17 protein-coding genes and 1 pseudogene are annotated in these 19,729 nt (G+C 66.4%); 11 read left to right on the forward strand and 7 right to left on the reverse strand.

The features are described from left to right. Positions 1-12: 12 nt before the first annotated feature. Together H8R02_RS00615 and H8R02_RS00620 are read left to right on the forward strand one after the other, a co-directional pair. Positions 13-1,182, forward strand: a complete 1,170-nt coding sequence (locus H8R02_RS00615) for a mandelate racemase/muconate lactonizing enzyme family protein (RefSeq protein WP_187079413.1) — start codon at positions 13-15, stop codon at positions 1,180-1,182. Between the two features lie 135 nt (positions 1,183-1,317). Beyond that, on the forward strand, positions 1,318-2,304 hold the full coding sequence (locus H8R02_RS00620) for a Bug family tripartite tricarboxylate transporter substrate binding protein (protein WP_187079414.1): 987 nt from the start codon (positions 1,318-1,320) through the stop codon (positions 2,302-2,304). 64 nt (positions 2,305-2,368) lie between these two features. Here H8R02_RS00620 and H8R02_RS00625 read toward each other — a convergent pair whose 3' ends face one another. Then, entirely contained in the window at positions 2,369-4,369 is a 2,001-nt protein-coding gene (locus tag H8R02_RS00625) for an acetyl/propionyl/methylcrotonyl-CoA carboxylase subunit alpha (protein ID WP_187079415.1), read from the reverse strand. Positions 4,370-4,383: 14 nt separating this feature from the next. Beyond that, a complete protein-coding gene (locus tag H8R02_RS00630) occupies positions 4,384-5,955 on the reverse strand; it encodes a carboxyl transferase domain-containing protein (RefSeq protein ID WP_187079416.1) in 1,572 nt (523 codons plus the stop codon). A 92-nt stretch (positions 5,956-6,047) separates the two neighbouring features. On the opposite strand from H8R02_RS00630, the gene H8R02_RS00635 reads away from it, so the two are divergent. After that, on the forward strand, positions 6,048-7,475 hold the full coding sequence (locus H8R02_RS00635) for an acyl-CoA carboxylase subunit beta (protein WP_187079417.1): 1,428 nt from the start codon (positions 6,048-6,050) through the stop codon (positions 7,473-7,475). Here the strand turns inward: H8R02_RS00635 and H8R02_RS00640 are convergent. The 3 genes from H8R02_RS00640 to H8R02_RS00650 all read right to left on the reverse strand — a co-directional run bounded on the left by H8R02_RS00640 (position 7,454) and on the right by H8R02_RS00650 (position 10,956). Beyond that, on the reverse strand, positions 7,454-9,454 hold the full coding sequence (locus H8R02_RS00640) for an acetoacetate--CoA ligase (protein ID WP_187079418.1): 2,001 nt from the start codon (positions 9,452-9,454) through the stop codon (positions 7,454-7,456). The genes H8R02_RS00635 and H8R02_RS00640 overlap by 22 nt on opposite strands. Further along, positions 9,435-10,340: an alpha/beta fold hydrolase gene (locus tag H8R02_RS00645; RefSeq protein ID WP_187079419.1), complete on the reverse strand. Its 906-nt coding sequence runs from the start codon at positions 10,338-10,340 to the stop codon at positions 9,435-9,437. The genes H8R02_RS00640 and H8R02_RS00645 overlap by 20 nt, the downstream gene beginning before the upstream one ends. A gap of 157 nt (positions 10,341-10,497) precedes the next feature. After that, positions 10,498-10,956: a MaoC family dehydratase gene (locus H8R02_RS00650; protein ID WP_187079420.1), complete on the reverse strand. Its 459-nt coding sequence runs from the start codon at positions 10,954-10,956 to the stop codon at positions 10,498-10,500. A 115-nt stretch (positions 10,957-11,071) separates the two neighbouring features. Here H8R02_RS00650 and H8R02_RS30220 point away from each other — a divergent pair. The 4 genes and pseudogenes from H8R02_RS30220 to H8R02_RS00665 all read left to right on the forward strand — a co-directional run. Further along, a pseudogene (locus H8R02_RS30220) lies at positions 11,072-11,659 on the forward strand (acyl-CoA dehydrogenase family protein); the annotation flags it as partial. Between the two features lie 92 nt (positions 11,660-11,751). Continuing rightward, a complete protein-coding gene (locus tag H8R02_RS30225) occupies positions 11,752-12,207 on the forward strand; it encodes an acyl-CoA dehydrogenase family protein (protein WP_354004850.1) in 456 nt (151 codons plus the stop codon). A 10-nt stretch (positions 12,208-12,217) separates the two neighbouring features. Then, on the forward strand, positions 12,218-13,297 hold the full coding sequence (locus H8R02_RS00660; protein ID WP_187079421.1) for an acyl-CoA dehydrogenase family protein: 1,080 nt from the start codon (positions 12,218-12,220) through the stop codon (positions 13,295-13,297). 9 nt (positions 13,298-13,306) lie between these two features. Continuing rightward, on the forward strand, positions 13,307-14,518 hold the full coding sequence (locus tag H8R02_RS00665) for a CaiB/BaiF CoA transferase family protein (protein ID WP_187079422.1): 1,212 nt from the start codon (positions 13,307-13,309) through the stop codon (positions 14,516-14,518). 32 nt (positions 14,519-14,550) lie between these two features. Here the strand turns inward: H8R02_RS00665 and H8R02_RS00670 are convergent, their stop codons facing one another. After that, positions 14,551-15,384 (reverse strand): enoyl-CoA hydratase/isomerase family protein, encoded by an 834-nt coding sequence (locus H8R02_RS00670; RefSeq protein ID WP_187079423.1) that lies wholly within the window; start codon positions 15,382-15,384, stop codon positions 14,551-14,553. 34 nt (positions 15,385-15,418) lie between these two features. Between H8R02_RS00670 and H8R02_RS00675 the strand changes: the two genes are divergently transcribed. From H8R02_RS00675 to H8R02_RS00690, 4 genes are read left to right on the forward strand one after another with little or no spacing between them, the layout of a single operon-like run. Further along, positions 15,419-16,423, forward strand: a complete 1,005-nt coding sequence (locus H8R02_RS00675; RefSeq protein WP_187079424.1) for a Bug family tripartite tricarboxylate transporter substrate binding protein — start codon at positions 15,419-15,421, stop codon at positions 16,421-16,423. A gap of 54 nt (positions 16,424-16,477) precedes the next feature. Then, a complete protein-coding gene (locus H8R02_RS00680) occupies positions 16,478-16,906 on the forward strand; it encodes an acyl-CoA thioesterase (protein ID WP_187079425.1) in 429 nt (142 codons plus the stop codon). Beyond that, entirely contained in the window at positions 16,903-17,805 is a 903-nt protein-coding gene (locus tag H8R02_RS00685; protein WP_187079426.1) for an acyl-CoA thioesterase, read from the forward strand. The genes H8R02_RS00680 and H8R02_RS00685 overlap by 4 nt, the downstream gene beginning before the upstream one ends. Next, complete coding sequence (locus H8R02_RS00690; RefSeq protein WP_187079427.1) at positions 17,798-19,033, forward strand: CaiB/BaiF CoA transferase family protein; 1,236 nt, start codon at positions 17,798-17,800, stop codon at positions 19,031-19,033. The genes H8R02_RS00685 and H8R02_RS00690 overlap by 8 nt, the downstream gene beginning before the upstream one ends. Before the next feature lie 181 nt (positions 19,034-19,214). On the opposite strand, the gene H8R02_RS00695 is transcribed toward H8R02_RS00690, so the two are convergent. After that, the gene (locus H8R02_RS00695) at positions 19,215-19,706 is read right to left on the reverse strand and encodes a MaoC family dehydratase (RefSeq protein WP_187079428.1); all 492 of its coding nucleotides are present in this window, start codon (positions 19,704-19,706) and stop codon (positions 19,215-19,217) included. Between the last annotated feature and the right edge of the window lie 23 nt (positions 19,707-19,729).

Here is a 19,729-nt window from a genome sequence, read left to right on the forward strand (position 1 = left end):
TAAGGAGAAATGATGGACACGACAAAAGCGACGAACTGGCCAGGCAGCGACCGCTACATGGGCGGCGTAGTCCGCAGCGTGGAGCTGATCCCGGTGCGCCTGCCGTTCAAGAACGAATTCAAGATCGCCGCCGGCGGCCCGCGCCCCGGCATCGACGTGATGGTTGTGAAGGTGCACACCCAGTCTGGCGAGGTCGGCATCGGCGAGACGCACGCGTGGATGCGCCAGGGCAGTCGCGAGACGCTCGCGAGCCTGCGCTCGGTGATCACCGACCACTTTACGCCCCGCCTGGTCGGCCGCAGCGTCTTCGACTCGGCAGCGATCATCGCGCAGCTGCGCGAGGCAGTGTGGAACACCAGCTACGCGGTCGCGCCAGTCTCCGACGCACTGCTGGACCTGCAGGGCAAGCTGCTGGGCTTGCCAGCCTACCAAGTGCTGGGAGGCCGCGCGAAAACGTCCGTGGCGGCGGGCATCACGCTCGGCATCATCCCGGACCACAACGAGCTCATCGCCGAAGTGGAGCGGCGCGTGGCCGAAGGCTACAGCAGCTTCACGGTGAAGGTGGGCAACGACCCCGAGCGCGACGCGCAGGCCGTGGAGCGGCTGGCGGCGAACATGGGCGGGCGCATCGTCATCCGCGCCGACGGCAACAGCGGCATGGACTTTGCCGGCGCGATGCGCTTCATGAACCGCGTGCAGGACCTCGGGCTGGACTGCGTGGAGCAGCTGCTGCCGCCGGCCGACCTTGCGGGCATGGCCGAACTCGCGCGCCGCTACAACGTGCCCTTCATGGCTGACGAGGCCGTCTCTTCCGAAGCCGACCTGCTCAAGGTAATAGGCATGCGCGCAGCGAGCGTGTTTCAGACCAAAATCGCTAAGAACGGCGGTGCCTGGCAGTGCAAGCGCCTGTGGGAGATTGGAGCGGCCGCAGGCATGCGCATTTTCCCGGGCAACCATCCGGGCGCAAGCGTCGCGACGGCATCGGCGCTGCACCTCGCGACCGCGTGGCCGGGCGAATTGCTCGAAGGTCCGTTCGCCGTGGGCGTCAACGAGATCCTTGCCGAGGACATCATCACCGATCCGATCCGCCGCGAAGGCAAGCACATGTTTGCGCCCGACCGGCCGGGCCTGGGCGTCGAGCTGGACGAAGAGAAGCTGCGCCGGTTCCGGGTTGACGCCTGAGGCGCCGCCCACCGGCCCGCATCTTTGCAGTGGCTTGTACGGGTGTCGAGTTCGGGTTATGCTACTTACGGAACGCGTTTCATTCATTGGAACTAGGAGTTCGAGCCCCCTTTCATTCACTTTTAGGAGACATCGATGTTCCGCATGATCAAGACCCTGCTCGGCGCCGCCCTCTCCAGCGCATTCGTGTTCGCGCCCGCGCAGGCTCAGGAGGCCAGTTGGCCCAACCGCCCCATCAAGTTGATCGTGGGCCTCACACCTGGTGCCTCGTCCGATACCGTGGCGCGGGAGTTCGCCAAGGGCCTCGGTGAGCGGCTGAAAGTGTCGGTTGTGGTGGAGAACCGCCCGGGCGCCAACACCATCATCGCGTCCAACCTGGTGGCCAAGGCGCCGGCCGACGGCTACACCTTTCTCATATCCAGCAGCATGAATGCCACCAACCCCTGGGTTTATGAGAAGCTGCCCTATGACTATCGCAAGGACCTTAAGAACATCGTGCTGCTGGGCGAGGCGCCCAATCTGATGGCCGCGTCCTCCAAGGTGCCGGTGAACAACCTCACCGAGATGATCGCGTACGCCAAGAAGAACCCCGGCAAGTTCTCCTACGGCTCCGCCGGCGTGGGGTCTGTGCACCACCTGCTGATGGAAATCGTGGCCAAGCGCTCAGGCATCGAGGTGAACCACATCCCCTACAAGGGCGGCTCGGTAGCGATCCAGGATGTGATCGGCGGTAACCTCGACTCCTACTTCGGCACCATCTCGTCCACGCGCAACTTCATCCAGCGCGGCGATATGAAGGCGCTGTTCGTCACGAGTGAGAAGCGCTCCAAGTACATGCCCAACGTAGGCAGCCTCGAGGAGCATGGACTCAAGGGCCTGAACTCTGGCTACTGGCTCGGCGTGGCCGCGCCCGCGGGCGTGCCTGACGCGATCATCCAGCGATTCAACCGAGAAGCCAACGAAGTGCTCAAGTCGCAAGAGGTTATCGACCGCCTGGAGCGCCAGGCGATCGACGTGAAAGGCGGCTCGGTGGCCGACATGGAGCGGTTCTTCGAGCGCGAACTCGAATTCTGGAAAGAAGCTGCGTCAGCTGCGAGGGTGTCCCCGATGGCCGTGCAGTAAACCGGGCCACGAGGCGGCTTGCGGAAACGCCGGCTCCGATCCGAGGGGGGCGGCGCGGCGCGGCTCAGTCCGGCGTAATCGAGGCAAGCAACGCGTTCCGCTCGACAGTCTGCCCTGCCTGGCAGGCCACCGAAGCCACGGTACCCTGGCAATCCGAGAGGATCCGCATCTCCATCTTCATCGATTCCAGGATGGCGACCACTGCGCCCTTCTCGACGCGATCCCCCGGCGCGACCTGCACTTTCAGGATCAGCCCCATCATCGGCGCCTTCATGTCCCCGCTGGCCTGGGACGCGGCGCTGATGTAGGCGAGATAGGGAACCGCCTTCAACACATGGGCGCCGCGGCAGTCGCGCACGTACAGCATGTCGCCGTCCTGATGGAGGGCCACCCGTTCCCGAAGCGTGTCGCAGACGGCGATCCAATGGCCTTCACCCTCGGCGGGTTCCAGGCCGATGCGGATCCTCGCAGCGCCGGCACCGACAAGCAGCGCGCCGTCGGCCGTGACCGGGCCGAAGCGGATCTCGGCACTGGCACCATCGGCGCTTTCGACATGAAGGCTGGGGATCGGCGACAGGCCGTCGTCGTCCGCACGGAGCTGCCACCCGGTGCCTGCCCACGCCGTCCAGGGGCCGCGCTTTCCGGCATCATCGCGTCGATGCCCGCGCAGCCAGTACGCGGCGGCGATGGCGAGCGTCCGCGAATCCTGGCTCGATCCGCCCAGTGCCCAGCTGCCGATCTGCTCATCAATCAGCCGCGTGTGGAAGCTTGCCTTGCGAGTCTCGGGCAGGTCGACCAGCCGGCGCAGGAAGCCGATGTTGCTGGTGACGCCGAACACGGTCGTTTCGCCAAGGGCCAGATCGAGACGGTCCAGGGCTTCGTCACGCGTCGGCGCGTGAGTGATCAGCTTGGCGAGCATCGAGTCATAGAAAGGAGTGACTTCGCTGCCCGACTCCACGCCCGTCTCGACACGGACGCCGGATCGCGGGAATTCCAATTGGGAGATCCTGCCGGTAGAGGGCAGGAAATTGGCAGCCGGGTCCTCGGCGCAGATCCGCGCTTCGACGGCATGGCCCCGAATGGCGACGTCTTCCTGGCGGAGCGGTAGCCCCTCGCCGGAAGCGATGCGCATCATCACCTCGACGATGTCGATGCCGGTGATCGCTTCCGTGACGGGATGCTCGACCTGCAGGCGAGGGTTGACCTCGAGGAAGTGATACTCGTCCTCACCAACGATGAACTCGACCGTGCCCACCCCCCGGTATTTGAGCCGCTGGCCCAGACGCACCGCGTCGGCCGCCATGCGATCGCGCAGCGCCGGATCGAGGTTGGCGGCGGGCGCTTCCTCGATCACTTTCTGGTGGCGGCGCTGCAAGGTGCACTCGCGTTCGAAGAGATGGATGACCTCGCCCTCGCCGTCGCCGGCAATCTGGATCTCAATGTGGCGCCCGCGGCGAATGAGCTTTTCCACGATCAGCCCGGCATCGCCGAACGCGTTCTTCGCCTCGCGCATCGCCGACTCGATCTCCTGCTCCAGCCCGTCCATCGACTGGATGCCGCGCATGCCCTTGCCGCCGCCGCCTGCGGCCGCCTTGAGCATCACCGGGAGGCCGACACGGCGCACCGTGGCCGCAATCTCCACAGGGTCCGTGCTGGGCATCTGGCTTCCGGGAACGATGGGAACGCCGGCCGCTTCAGCTTCGCGCTTTGCGGCGGCCTTGTCGCCGAGTCTTTCGATGACCTCCGGCGTCGGGCCGATGAAGACCAGCCCCGCGGCCTCCACCGCACGGGCGAAGGCCGCGTTCTCCGCGAGGAAGCCGAAACCCGGGTGGATGGCCTCGGCGGCCACAGCCCGGGCGGCTGCGATCACCGCGTCGATCCGCAAGTAGCTTTGGGCTGCTGCCGCGCCGCCGATTTCGACGGACTCGCCTATTTCCCGGACATGCAAGGCATTCCGATCGGCCGCCGAATGCACGCCCGCAGCGGCGACGCCCAGGCGGCGGCAGGTCCTCGCGATGCGGCAGGCGATCTCGCCGCGATTGGCAATCAGGATCTTGCTGAACATTGATGCGGCCTCGATTACATGCGGAACACGCCGAAGCTCGACGGCTGCAGGGGCACCCGGCCCGCGAGATCGAGCAGCAACGCCATCACGTCCCTTGTCTCCGTTGGCTCGATGATCAGGTCGCACCAGGTGTTTCGGGCGAAGTTGTACGCGTTGGCGAAGTCCTCGAAGGTCTTGCGAACGGGCGCCTTGTAGGCCTCGCGCTCGGCATCCGTCCAGCTTGTGCCATCCCGCTTGTGCTGGTCGTCCTTCACCATGGCAAGGGTCGTGGCGGCCTGCTCCGGCCCCATGATCGCGGCCCTCCCGTTCGGCCACATCAGCATCGCATTGGGCCTGAATGCGCGGCCGCACATCGCCAGGTAGCCCGCCCCGTACGAGCCCCCGATGATCAGGGTGTACTTGGGGACGTTGGCGCACGTCATCGCGGTGATCATCTTCGCGCCATGCTTGGCGATCCCGCCCTCCTCCGCTTCGCGGCCGACCATGAAGCCGTTGATGTCGGCCATGAACAGAAGCGGGATGTCCCGCTTGCAGCACAGGTCGATGAATTGCGTGGCCTTGAGGGCGCTCTCCGAGAAGAGGACGCCGCTGTTGCAGAGAATTCCGATGTCGAACCCCTGGATGCGCGCGAAACCCGTGATGATGGTCTCGCCGAAATCGGGCTTGAACTCGTGCAGGTCGCTTCCGTCGATGAGACGCAGCAGGATCTCGCGGTTGTTGGTAGGAACGCGCGGGTCGGCGCTGACGATGCCGTGGATTTCCCGCGGATCGTGCAGGGGCTCGCGCGGCTCGGCCACGTCGCGGCGCTGCGCCGGCACGTCACCGAGGTGGCCGACCAGGTCGCGCAGGATCGCAATGGCATGCGCGTCGCTTTCGGCGAGCCTGTCGGTCACACCGTCCTCACGGTTCGAACGCTCGGCGTCGGCCGGCGCCGGCTCGGCGGGGCCGAACGCGAGAGCGCCGCGGCCGCGCACCACGACGACTTCGTCGCACATGGCTGCGACGAAAGCGGCAGCGTCCGCCGCAGGGCCGTGGACACTTGCGATTTGCGCGATGCCCTCGCGCGACATCCGCGTCTGGTTGTACAGGATGGAGCCGAACTGTCCCTCGTCGGCGAAGACACCGGGCTTGGCGCCGGGCTGCTGCGCGCCCGGTTGCAACATCGTCACGCAGGGCAGCCGTTGCTGCCACGCGAAGCGCTGGGCCCGCACATGGCGCTTGCAGGTGTGCGCGTTGTAGGTGCCGTCGTTGACCGTGGGGTCGCTGGCGATGACCATGCAGGGGCGGCCGGCGATCATTCCCACGCCGGTGACAACGCCGGCGCCCGGCGGGTCATCGCCGTACAGTCCCTCGCCCGCCAGTTGGCACAGCTCGAGGAACGGCGACCCCGGGTCGAGCAGCGCGCGGATGCGTTCGCGCACCGTCAACTGTCCGGCTTCGCGCAGCCTTTGCAGTGCCGTGGCCGAGCCGACGCCCAGGGCCGCCGAGCGGCGAGCATGGAGGTCGGCCAAGCGGGCTTTGTAGGCGTCCCGGTTGATGCGCATTTCCTCGGGACTCAGGGTCAGGCTGGAGGCGAGGATGCTCATGATTTCGTGCGTTGGAGTGTCAAGTTCGCGTTGCGCGATCCGCGCGACCGGCGCTAGAATACCAAACATTTGTTAGGTTAAGCAACGAACTCATGAAGCCGAATGCCGAGCCCACCGGCTCCGTTTCGTACGACGGCCTGCTGGCGACCCTGCGCGCTCGCCAACAGGAGGCCCTCGCTGGCGGGTCGGATAAGGCACGCAAGCTGCACAAGAGCCGAGGGCAGATGCTGCCTCGCGAACGCGTCACCGCGCTGCTCGACCACGGCTCGCCATTTTGCGAGATCGGGCAGCTTGCGGGGGCCGACATGTACGAGGGCGTGCCGCCCGGCGCGACCATGATCACGGGAGTGGGAAAGGTCTGCGGGCGCTGGTGCATGTTGCTGGTCAACGACGCCACGGTCAAGGGCGGCACGATGTTCGGCATGACGACAAAGCGCCACACGCGCGCCCAGCTGTTCGCGTGGCGCCACCGCCTGCCCTGCATCACGATGGTCCAGTCCGGGGGCGGTTTCCTCCCCGACCTCGCGAACATCTTTCCTGACGAGGGCCAGGCCGGCTCCATCATGTACAACCAGGTGAAGATGTCGGCCGAGGGTATCGCGCAGATTGCCCTTGTCCACGGGCCTTCGACGGCCGGTGGGGCGTATATCCCGGCGCTTTGCGACGAAGTCGTGATCATCCGCAAGCAAGGCGCCATGTTCCTCGGAAGCCCGCAGCTTGTCTTCGCGGCCACCGGCGAAGTGATCGACATCGAGCCGCTGGGCGGTGCCGAGATGCACAGCCGGGTGAGCGGCGTGACCGACCACATGGCCGAAGACGACGCGCACGCCCTGTCCATCACCCGGCGGATCGTCGATCATCTCGGCGAGCCGCCCCGCCTGCGGTGGACGCGCGCTGAAGTCGAATTGCCTCCGGAAGGCGCCGCCGGCAGCGACATCCCCGCAGGGCTCGTGGACGGAGGCCGCTTCCAGGAGTTCAAGCAACTGCATGGCGAGACACTGACATGCGGTTTCGCGCGCATCGAGGGTTTCGAGGTCGGAATCGTCGGCGCCCGTGGCGAAATCACGGCGCAGGCTGCCGCCAAGGGCGCGCACTTCGTGCAGTTGTGCGGCCAGCGCGATATCCCGATCGTCTTCCTCGTCGATTCGCCCGGCTTTGCGGACAGCAGCCTGCCCGGCCAGTCGACCGTGGGCAGGCACGGAGCCAAGCTGCTGAATGCGGTGGCGAACGTCGATGTGCCGAAGTTCACGGTCATCACCGGCCGCGCCCACGGCGCGGCTTATCACGCGCTGGGCGGCCGCGCATTCCGCCCTAACGCGCTGCTGATGTGGCCGCAAGCGCGGGCGTCGGCTTCACCCGACGCGCCCGACGAGGAGGCCGGGGCGCTGAACTGGGCACGGCAGCTGTGGTGCGATGCCATCGTGGAGCCCGGGCAGACGCGTGCGGTTCTGGCGCAGCTGCTCGACATCGCAGGCCGCCTGCCGGCGCGGGCGAGCAGCTACGGCGCCTTTCGCATGTAGCGCGGCAACTCGCGGGAGAACTCGACGAAGTACTGGAGCGAGTCCGGGTTCATCATCGCGTCGCGGCTGGCCACCTTGTCCGGCGCCGCGCCCAGCAGGATCCTGCGCACAGGCACCTCGAGCTTCTTGCCGGTCAACGTGTATGGAATCGCGCCGATGGGGAAGTACTTGTCGGGCACGTGCCGCGGCGATCCTTGGGAGCGCAGGGCCTGCGTGATCCGCGACTCCATCGCGGCGTCGAGCGCGAAACCCGGCTTCGGCAGGACGAACATCGGCATGAAGAACTTGCCGTCCGGCAGATCGAGGTTCACGACCAGGCAGTCCTGCACACCCTCGACCGTGTCGGCGATCCGGTAGATTTCTGCCGTCCCGATCCGCACCCCGGCACGATTGAGCGTGGCATCCGACCTGCCATAGATGTAGCAGCCCCCGCGACGGTTGACCTTGAAGAAGTCGCCGTGGCGCCATTGGCCCGGATAGGCATCAAAGTAGCTGTCGAGGTAACGCAAGTTGTCCTTGTCGCCCCAGAAATAGAGCGGCATCGAAGGCATGGGCTTGCGGATCACGAGCTCGCCGACGCAGTCCTCCAGCGGCAGGCCCTCATCGTCGAGCGCATGCGCGTCGACGCCCAGCAGGCGCGTCTGGATTTCGCCCGCGTGTACGGGCAGCGTGGGTGCGGCACCCACGAAGGCCGAGCACACGTCGGTCCCGCCACTTTGCGAAGTCACCCAAAGGTCCTGTTTGACCTCGCGATAGAACCACTCGAAAGTTTCCGGTGTCGCAGGAGAGCCGCCCAGCAGCACTGATTCCAGCGCGGACAGGTCGTACTTCTGCGCGGGCCGAACCCCGGCCTTGATCATCATCTGCACGAATGTCGGGCTGGCGCCGAACATCGTCACCCGGTGTTCCGCCGCGATCTGCCAGAGGCGCTCCGGCTGCGGCGCGAGGGGGTTGCCGTCGTACAGGACGATGCTGCCGCCCTGGGACAGCGCCATGACCATGAAGTTGAACATCATCCAGCCCGTGGTCGTATAGAAGAACAGGCAGGAATCGGGACTCTGGTTGGCGTGGAAGGCCATGACCTTGCAGGTCTCGAGCGTCATCCCGCCGTGGCCGTGAGTCATCGCTTTCGGCAGCCCCGTCGTTCCCGACGAGTACAGGATCCACAGCGGGTGCGAGAACTCGACATCCTCGTAGCGAAAGTCCTCGTGCCGCACGGGCCGCTCCCCCATCACCTCCGACCAGAAACGCGAGGACGGTGTCGGACGCGGCGCGGCCGGGTTCAGATCGGGCAGGAAGACCACATGTTCCAGCGAGGGCAGGCCCTCGACGAGTCGAGCCAGTTCGCCGGTGCGATCGAAGTCCTTCCCGCCGAATCGATAGCCGTCCACCGCAAATAGCAGCCGCGGCTCGATTTGCTGGAAGCGGTCGAGGATGCTGCGTGCGCCGAAGTCGGGCGAGCACGCCGACCAGATCGCGCCGATCGCAGTGGTCGCGAGCAGCGCTATTACCGCCTCGGGCGTGTTGGGCAGGGTCGAGACCACCCGGTCGCCCGGCCGGATGCCCATGCGGCGCATGGCTTCGGCCAGCGTCGCCACCTGGTCGCGCAGGTCTTCCCAGTGCAGGGTGGCGGGTGGGCGAATCTCGCTGCGATGGTGGATCGCGGGCCGCCCTCGCTGCCCCTTGTGAAGCATGTGCCGGGCGAAGTTCACCCGCGCGCCGGGGAACCAGACCGCGCCCGGCATGACGCGCTCCTCCAGGACGCACGAGTGAGGTGTCGACGATTCGATCCCAAAGTAATCCCACAGGGCGGCCCAGAAATCCTCGATGCGGTCGACGGACCATTCCCAGAGCGAGGCGTGGCCAGGGAAATCGAGCCCCCGCTCCCGGCGCAGCCAGTCCATGAACAACGCCACTTGCGAAGACTGCGCGAAGTCGGGACGTGGCGTCCAGAGCAGTTCACCTTCCTTGACCGCCATCGGGGCTCCTCTCTTGGTCTTTCATCGCTCGCTCACGGCCGCCGGCACAGCGGGTGACGAAACCGGAAATCAGCTCATTGACGGCGTCGGCCGCCTCGAAGGCGACCCAGTGGCCTGCGTCCGGGACCACGCGGCAGACGATGTGCGACGCGCATTGCCGAAGGTAGGCGGCGCGGGCCTGCGTATCCGGCCGGGGAAGCGGATCGCACGCGGGCAGGATCGCGAGGACCGGGCATTGCACTTTCTGCAGGCTCGGCCCCAGGGTATCCCGGTAGCCGAGGTAGCGCGACTTGAAGCGGGTCATCGCATGGTTGCGCCGCTGCATGGCAACCGTCATTTCGTCGATGCGCTCCGGCCTGGAGATCATCATCATCCCGAGGTTCGCGCGATGGATGGCGTTGGCTTCCTCATCACTCGCGCCCGGCGGGACGGCCCTGAGCGGAGGGCGATGCCAGCCTTCGGGGGGAAAGCCCCCCGGGGCGAGCAGGCAGGTCGCGAACACGTCTCGGGGCCGGCGCGCTGCGAGCCATGCCGCGACGACCCCGCCCCAGGAAAATCCAGCGACGGCAAACTTCCGGCCCGACGGAATCAGACCGGCGTCGATCGCGGCAAGAAGATATCGGCCATATCCATCCAGGTCGGTGTCTCGCGGGACGTCCAAGGATTCACCCATGCCGGGGAGGTCCGGAATCACCAGGCTGAACCTGCGCGACAGCGGTTCGATGTTGCGCACCCAATGCGTCCACGATCCCGTGCCGCCATGCAGGAGCAGCAGTGTCGGGCCGCTGCCGACTCTCACCGCCTTGACGCCTGCGACCACGGTGCGCTCGATCCGCAACGCCGGAAAGAACACCTCGGGCCGGATGTCGTGGGGGAGGCCCGTCAAAGCGCCTCCTCCGTTCCAGGTTTCACGGCCGGTACGAGCTTGCCCGGGGCCTTGCGATGGTTGCTGCCGTAGAAGTTGAGGGCCATTTGGGGTGGCATGCCCGTCCAGCGTGCTCGCGCCGGACCTGATCGTGCCCCCTCGGCCGGCGTAGCGTGGGTCATACCAGGTCGTCGACACGCCCGCGGCGCATCATCAGCTTCTCGCTGAACTCGAAAACCTGCTGTTCCCGTTGGTTGAACACCCGGACCCGGCCCTGCATGATGCCGCGCTTGCCGTCCGAGAGGTTTTTCTTGCCTTCGACGGTGATTTCCGCGCGCAAGGTGTCGCCCGGCCGCACAGGCACGGTGAACTTGAAATCCGTCAGTTCGAGTGCCGCGATCGTCGCGGGCCCGAGGATCTCCTCCATCATCCCTGCCGCCAGCGCGGCCGTCAGTAGCCCGGGGCAGATGCGCCCGCCGTAGTCCGTGTGCTTCTTCGCGAACTCCTCATTGATGAAGATGGGCAGTTTCAGTCCGGCAAGACTGGTGAACAGCACGATGTCCGTTTCGGTGACCGTGCGTCCGTAGCTGCGGAACACGTCTCCGGCATTGAGGTCGTCGAGCGAGCGGTTGGACATGGGATCTCCTTGGCTTGACATATCGGGGTTCCCCCGAGGTGACAAACTAACAGTTGGTAGAATACTGCAGTTCCGGGTCAACGGCTCGCCAGCCAATCGCACGACGCTCCGCCCAATGCTGTTTTTCGAATCCGAACTTGGACTTCCCTCCGTCGCCGAGGGAACGGGACGACTGCGTGCAGAGGTTCGCGCCTTCATCGACGAGGAGGTCGCGAACGGCGGTTTCCGTCCCCAATGCAATTCCTGGACCGAGGGCCTGGAAGGCGAATTCAGCCGCAGGCTTGGCGCGCGCGGCTGGATCGGCTACCACTGGCCGAGGGAGTGGGGAGGCCGCGGAGGAACCGCATTTGAAACCTTGACGATCAACGAGGAATTGCTCGCAGCCGGGGCACCGGTGGCCGCCCACTGGATCGCAGCGCGGCAAAGCGCGCCGCTGCTGATGCGCTTCGGCAGCGAACGGCAGCGGCAGGACTTCCTCCCGCGGATTGCCGCCGGCGACACCTACTTCGCGATCGGCATGAGCGAGCCGGACGTGGGCTCGGATCTCGCGTCGGTTCGCAGCCGGGCCGATCCGTCGGGCGACGTGTGGCGGCTGACCGGCCGCAAGGTCTGGACCAGCGGCGCGCATGTCGCGCACTACGCGATTGTCCTGTGCCGCACGGCCCCGCTCGACCCGCGTACGCGCCATGCCGGGCTGAGCCAGTTCATCGTCGACCTGAAGGCTCCTGGCGTGACCATTCGCCCCATCCTCATGCTTGACGGCAGCCACCATTTCAACTGCCGGCGGATCGACTGGTGGGCCAGGCCGGCGAAGGATGGAAGCAGGTCACGAGCGAATTGGCCTATGAGCGCAGCGGGCCGGAGCGTTTCCTCAGCACGATGCCCGTGCTCGAACGCTGCGTGCGTCTCGTGCTGCAGGGCGCATCGTCCCCGGCCGATGCCACTGCGGGGCGCCTGCTCGCCCGCCTGATGACCTTGCGCAACATGAGTCTGGCGATCTGGGCAGCGCTTCAAGCCGGGCGGTCGCCCGCCATCGAGGCGGCGATGGTCAAGGACCTGGGCACGAACTTCGAGCGTGACACGCTGGAGAGCGTGCGCGAGGCAATGGAACTCGATGAGCGGGTCGCGAACGACCCTGCGCTGACCGGCCTGCTGGCCGCGGCGTGGCCCCTCGCGCCCACGTACAACCTGCGTGGCGGGACCAACGAGGTCCTGCGCAACATGATCGCCAAGCAATTGCAGGCCCGATGAGGCAACAGCGATGAGCGAACTGGCCCTACCCCTGTCCGAAGCCGCCGAGCGACTCTTCTCGCAGCGCTGCGACAGCCGCGTGATGCTCGCCGCAGACGATGGACATTGGCCTTCGGACCTCTGGTCAGCGGCCGAGGACCTGGGGCCCAACCAGCTGCTCGTGCCCGAGTCCCTCGGAGGCGCGGGCGGCGACTGGGTGGACGCCTGCGCGCTGCTCGAACGCGCGGCGGCACACAGCGTGCCATTGCCGCTCGCAGAGACGCTGCTGGCCGGCTGGCTGCGCGGCCGCGCGGGTGCGGCCGCGGCTGCCGGGCCGGCTTGCGTGGCAATCTCGGAACTCGGTCTCGCCGCGATGCGCGAGGATGGACGCGCAAGACTTGCTCTGTCCGGGATTCGATGGGCTCCGCATGCGCGCCATCTCGCTGTGGTGGGGAGCGACGACAGCGGAATGGCGCAGTTGCTGTGGCTGCCGCGCGGTGCAGCCACGATCGAAACCGAAGATTCCGCAAACGCGTCTGCCAGCGTGGCGTACCTTGACGTTGCGCTGAAGCCTGCCGTGGGCGCGGGTGCCGACGAGGCATGGTGCGTTGCCATTCCCGAGATACGCGCAGTCGAGGTTCGAGCGCGTGCTGCCTTGCTCACCGCAGCACAGATCGCCGGCGCGCTCGGCCACCTTCTGCAACTCACGCTTGCCTACACGGCGGAGCGTGTCCAGTTCGGACGTGCGATAGGCCAGTTCCAGGCGGTGCAGCACCAGCTGGCACAGCTGGCCGAAGAAGCGGCGGCGGCGCGGGTGATCTCGCGCGCGGCTGCGGCCACTGATGACTCCCGTTGGTTCATCGCGGCGGCCGCGGCGGCGAAAGTTCGCGCGGGCGAGGCGGCGGGGCTCGGATCGCGGATCGCCCACCAGCTGCACGGCGCCATCGGTGTCACCGCCGAGCACACGCTGCATCACTCCACGCGCAGGCTGCGGCAATGGCGGGACGAACACGGCGGCGAGGCCTTCTGGGCGCGTGCACTCGTCGAGGCGCTGAGGGATCGCGGCGAGCAGTCCGCATGGCAGGCCACGGTCGCCTGCACGTCGCGGTAGAGGTCCGGCATGGGAGCGCTCGACGGTATCCGGATCCTCGATCTCACCGCCTACCTCATGGGTCCGTTCGCGACGCAGATCCTTGGCGACATGGGAGCCGACATCATCAAGGTCGAGTCCCCCGAGGGGGACATCGTGCGCGATCTTGGGCCTTCGCGCACGCGCCGCATGGGCGGGATTTTCCAGCAGAACAACCGCAACAAGCGCAGCATCGTGCTGGACCTGAAGCAGGCGGCCGGGCGCGATGCCTTATTGCGCCTCGCCGCCCGGGCCGATGCATTCGTCTACAACGTGCGGCCCGCAGCGATGGCTCGGCTCGGGCTGTCATACGAAGAGCTGGCTGCCGAGAACCCGGGGATCGTCTACGTGGGCGCCGTGGGCTTCGGACAGGACGGCCCCTATGCGTCCCGACCCGCACTCGACGACCTGATGCAGGGGATGTCCGCCATCCCAAGCCTGTACGCGCGGGCTTCGGGGGGCGAGCCGCGTTACATGCCGATGGCAATCGCGGACCGCTACACGGGGGTGCTGCTTGCAAACGCGATATTGGGCGGCCTCTTTCACAAGCTGCGCACGGGAGAGGGACAGGCGGTGGAAGTCCCGATGTTCGAGTCCCTCTCGCAAGCCGTTTTCGGCGACCACTTGATGGGCCACTCATTCGAGCCACCGGTCGGCGAGGTGGGATACCCCCGACACCTCAACCCCGATCGGCGGCCGTTCCGCACGAAGGACGGCTACGTTTGCGCCTTCCTCATCAACGATGGCCAGTGGCGTTCGGTGCTGGGGCGGCTGGGCGAGCTCCGGCTCCTCGAAGACCCTCGTTTCGCCACCCTGCAGGCCCGTACGGAGAACTCCCGCGAGGTCTATGCATGGCTGGAAGCCACCTTCCGCACGCGATCGACGGCTGAATGGCTGGCGATCCTGGCTGACGCGGACGTGCCTGCAGGGCCTCTGCACACACTGGAATCGTTGCTGCAGGACCCGCACCTGAACGCCGTGGGGTTCTTCCAGCGGATCGAGCACTCCACCGAGGGCACGCTGGTGAGCCTGCGTCCGCCCTCGCGGTTTTCGCGCACGCCGCAAGCGATCAGGCACCCTCCCCCAAGCCTCGGCGAACACAGCGCCGAACTGCTCCGGGAAGCGGGCTACTCCGGGGACGAGATTGGCGCCATGGTTGCCGCCGGCGCCACCCTGGAGTCATCCGACGGGAGCGCCGCGTGAAGACTCGGGCCCGTAGCTTGCGTCACTCGCGATCAGGCACCGCGGAACTCAGGTTTACGTTTTTCGAGCAATGCGGCGACGCCTTCCTTCGCGTCGGACATCTCGAGCGTGCGCGACTGCAGCAACGCCTCGACCTCACCGGCCGATTTCGGGTCCCAGTCGAGACCGCGGTACAGCGAGCGTTTCATCATCCTCACGGCCACCGGCGCATTGGCGGCGATCTCGTCCGCAAGCTCCCTCGCGCGCGCGAGGACCTGCCCGGGCTCGACTGCATGGTTGGCAACGCCCATCGCTGCGGCTTCGGTACCCGAGAACACCCGGCCCGTGAAGAGCAATTCGGCCGCACGCGGCACGCCGCACACGCGTGGCAGGAGATAACTGATCGCCATGCCGGAATGCAGGCCGAGCCGGGCGAAATTGGCGCCGTAGCGCGCGTCGCGGTTCGCCACGCGCAGGTCGCACACGAGTCCCAGGCCGAAGCCGCCGCCGATCGCATGGCCGTTCATCGCGGCAATCACAGGAACCGGCACATCGAGGATGGAAAGGAACGGCCGGTAGATGCCATAGGACGCGTCATGCGGCAGTTCATTGCCGCGGTCGAGCAGGTTGCTGCGGAAGTCGGCACCGGAGCAGAAGTTCGCACCGCTGCCGGCGATGACGACGCAACGCAGGTTGCGATCGTCCTTCACCTTGTCGATCACTTGCTGGAAGGCCTGAAGCAACTCCGGAGCCATGGCATTGCGTTGCTCCGGGCGATTCAGAGTGATTTCGCACACGAAGTCGCGGCGGCAGACAAGGACTGCGGGGTCGGTCATCGGTTTTCCTTTGGTTGGGGTTGTCGTGAGTTTAGAAAGTTGCGGCCGCATTTGCCACGGGCATGAACGCAAAGGGTCCCCGTGTGTGTTCGATTCGATCAAGACGAAGGAGATCCGGATGAAAGTCTTTAACAGGTGGGTACTCTGTCTATCGGCGGTAATCGGCATTGCAGCTCCGCTGCATGCAACGGCGCAGCCGTGGCCGTCCAAACCGCTGCAGATCATCGTTCCGCAAGGCGCGGGGGGCAGCACCGATGCCTTGGCGCGCGTTGTGGCGCAAGCACTTGGGGAGCGGTTGGGCCAGAGCGTCGTCATCGACAATCGCGCCGGAGCCGGTGGCATCCTGGGAGTGGCGGCCGCAGCGAAGGCCCCAGCCGATGGATACACACTCCTGTTCGGGTCCAACACCACCGTCGCGGCCAACGCTTTCCTCTACTCAAGCTTTCCCGTCAAGCCCCTCGAGGACCTGGCGCCGCTCGCAATGGTGGCCGACGCGCCGTTCGCCTTCGTCGTTCCCGCCGGTTCGCCGCTGAAGAACATGCGCGACCTCTTGGCAGCTGCCAAGGCTTCACCCGGAAAACTCAACTACGGCTCCGGTACCAGCTCCGCATTGCTGTGCGCGGAACTTCTCAAGCGAGCCGCTGCCGTCGACCTGACGCGCGTGCCGTATAAGTCGTCGGCGCAAGCCCTGACCGACCTGATCGGAGGGCAGCTCGACGTCATCTGCGAGCCGCTTTCGACGAGCCTGCCGAACATCCGCGCAGGACGGCTGCGGTCACTGGCACAGACCGGCTCACAGCGTTCAGGTCTCGCACCCGACATCGAAACTGTCGGGGAGGCAGGTATCAAGGGCGTCGAATACAGCGCCTGGATAGCCGTATTCGCACCGGCGGGTGTTCCGCGTGAAATCCTGTCACGTCTTTCCTCGGAACTGCTGGCGGTCCTGAGGTTGCCGGCGACGGCGGAAAAGATTCGCGGCGTGGGATTTGAACCGCGCACGGGGGATGCCGAGGCACTGGCGGCCGCGCACAAGGCCGAGCTGTCCTCGGTCGCCGCAACGGTCAAGGCGGCCGGGATCAAGGCAGAGTAGAAGCTCCCGCCCAGAGCTGAGCGCGACTGCTTCACCTTCTGTATGGAGCCTTCCTTGTTCGTCGAATCCCACCTGGGGCGCGTGTCGCCCATCGAGTGCGACCAGCTCGGCCACATGAACGTGCAGTTCTACGTGGCGAAGGTTTCCGATGCCGCCTGGCACGTGATGGCGTCGATCGGCATCACGCCGGATTACATCCGGGAGCGCCGCCGCGCGCCGGCGGCGGTCAGGCAGGACGTTTTCTACCTCAAGGAGTTGCTTGCCGGCGATCTCGTGCGCATGGATAGCGGTGTGCTCGAGGTCAGCGAGCGCAAGATCACCTTTTTCCACCGTTTGACGAACGTCGAGACCGGTCACGTGGCGATGAAAAGCAGGGTCTTCACGGTGATGATGGACCTCGACGCGCGCCGGTCCACCGCGTTGGACCCGGACGTGTTTGCGCGCGCGCGGGAGCGGCTCTTGCCTGTGGGGAGCGACGAATGAACGACCGCACCTTCGTCACGGGCCGCGGTTCGGTGAACATGGCCGAGTGCGACCAGTGGGGCCACATGAACGTGCAGTTCTACCTCGCGCGTGCGACCGATGCGCAGGCGCATCTCGCCGCGCGCATCGGCCTCGCCCCCTCGCGGCTGCGAAAGGAAGCGTTATCCCTCAGGCCGCTGGCCGATCGGACCTTGTTCAAGCGCGAACTGCGGGGCGGTGACATTCACATGATCCGCTCCGGCATCCGCGCGGTGCATCCCGAAGGAACGATCGACATCGCGAGTCGGATGACAAACCTCGTGACCGGCGTCGAATCGGCGGCATTCGACACGCGGCTGGCGCTCGTGGGTCCCGACGACGCCACTCGACCATTGCCCGATGACGTCCGCTCCGCTGCGCTCGACCTTTCCGGCGACCTCCCCGAAATGCCCGCACCTCCACCGATGGCGGCAGTGCAGCCGCTCGGTGCGCCACCGCTCGACCGGATGCTGCTCACTTATCGCGGCTCGATCGAGCCATGGGATTGCGACACGGACGGCGTGGCCCCACCTCGCGCACACATCGCGCGCTTCAACGACGCGATCACCCACCTGTTCCGCGCGATGGCCCTGGACCGGAGGGCGCTCCTCGCCGAGGGAACCGGCTCCGCGGCACTCGACTACGACATCGCCTATCACCGCCCGCTGCGCGCGGGCACCGCCGTGGAAGTGCGCAGCGGCGTGCTGGCAGTCGGCGAGAAGGTCTATCACATCATCCACCACGTCGTGGATTCCAAGGAGGGGTTCATCTACACGAGCATCTTGGTCGCCGCGCTCTTCTTCGACTTGCAGCGGCGCAAGTCGGTGCCCATCCCTGCGTCGATACGTACTGCCGCCGAAAGGTTGATCGCTCATGCCTGAGTCAGTGTCTGGTGCCCCCCGCGCGCTCGAAGGGCTTCGCGTGATCGACCTTTCGCGCGTCCTGGCCGGGCCGCTGTGCGCCCAGATGCTGGCGGACCATGGCGCCTCGGTCATCAAAGTGGAACCGCCAGATGGCGACGAGGCGCGGCGCATCGGCCCGCCCCTGGACGAGCGCGGAGAGGTCGCCTACTTTGCAGCCCTCAACCGCGGCAAGCGCTCGATCGCGGTCGACCTGTCGCGTCGGGCAGGCCGGGAGATCTTGGAACGACTGCTTCAGGAGGCGGACGTCGTGATCGAGAATTTCCTGCCTGGCACGATGGAGAAATGGGGCTTGGGTTACGAGGGTTCGCTGGCGACCCGGCATCCCCGGCTCGTTTACTGCTGCGTGAGCGGCTTCGGTGCCGACGGCCCGCTGGGGGGCCTGCCGGGCTACGATGCGGTGGCACAAGCGATGTGCGGGCTCATGAGCGTCAACGGCACCGCCGATTCAGGGCCGGTGCGGCTGGGTGTGCCCGTGGTGGACTATCTCACCGGCTACAACGCCATGGTGGGCGTGCTGCTGGCCCTCGGTGCGCGCACTCGCACCGGCCGCGGCCAGCGCGTGGAAGCGACGCTGTTCGACACCGGTCTGTCGCTGTTGCTGGCGCCGCACGCATCCAACTGGTTCTACTCCGGTAGCATCCCGCAGCGGATGGGCAGCGCCCATCACAACATCGTGCCCTATGACTGTTACGCGACCGCTGACGGCCCCATCTTCCTCGGCGTGGTCAACGACGGCCAATTCCGCCGGCTGTGCGAATGCGTGCAGCGCCCGGACCTGGCGTCCGACCCGCGCTTCGAGAGCCCCGTTGCGCGCAGGGAAAATCGCGACCGGTTGCGAACGGAACTGGAAAGAACCCTTCGTCCATATTCTGCGGAAGAGCTGTGCGCGACATTGATGCAACGCGGCGTCCCCGCTGCGGTGGTGAACGATGTCGGGCAGGCGCTTTCGCATCCGCACGCCGCGCACCGGCAGATGGTCGTCGAGGCGGAGGGACACCGGCACATCGGAGTGCCGGTCAAGCTGAGCGCTACGCCTGGGCAAGTGGCGAGCCTGCCCCCTCGGCTCAGCGAACACGCCGACGCGATCCTGGCGGAGATCGGCTTCTCCGAAACCGAACGCTCGGCGCTGTTCAGCGATGGAACCGTGATCAAGCGGCCCTGCGCCACTCGTCCCGCTGGCGGATGAGCGCAAACGTGTCCGGAGGGTGACGAGACGGAGGACGTGCTCTGCCGCGCCCGGTCGCGGCGGCACGCACGCGCTCGACCGAACGAGTTCATCAGGCTGGAAGCGGGCCTGGGTCCGACAGCGAGCACGGCCAGGTTCTGGCGTCGGTGAACGCGAGAAGTCCATCGGCATTGTCGCGCCCTCAACCAGGCTCGACGGCACCCTCAGGCAGAAAAGTGATCGTCTCGGTGAAGTCGACGAGCACTTCGCCGTCCTGGTTGACGACTCGGTGGTGCAAATCCATCAGTGTGTATCCGCGCGAGGTGGTCGGCCGCAGCCAGGCTTCGCCTTCGACGTGGATCGTGTCGCCGGGGAACAGCGCACCCTTCACTCGCGCCTGAACGCCAGTCATGCCGCCGAAAGGACCGTGCTCGCGCCCCTCGAGCACACGTTCGATGACGCCGGCCACGGTCGGCGCCAGCAGCCCCATGCCCAGTGAGATGATCATCGGCCCTGGCGCGAAACGGTTGCGGTGCTTGCCCGACATGTTGCGCCTGATGTACTCCATGTCGATGAAGAACGGCTCGTGCAGCCCGACCACATTGACGAACGTGACGATGTCGGTTTCGGTGATGGTGCGGTTGTGCGTGCGGAACGGCACAACGCTCACGCCGGCCGGGGCTTCGCTGGACATGATGCGGGTCTCCTTCGTCGTTG

Source organism: Ramlibacter albus (assembly GCF_014297445.1).
GTDB lineage: Bacteria > Pseudomonadota > Gammaproteobacteria > Burkholderiales > Burkholderiaceae_C > Ramlibacter > Ramlibacter albus.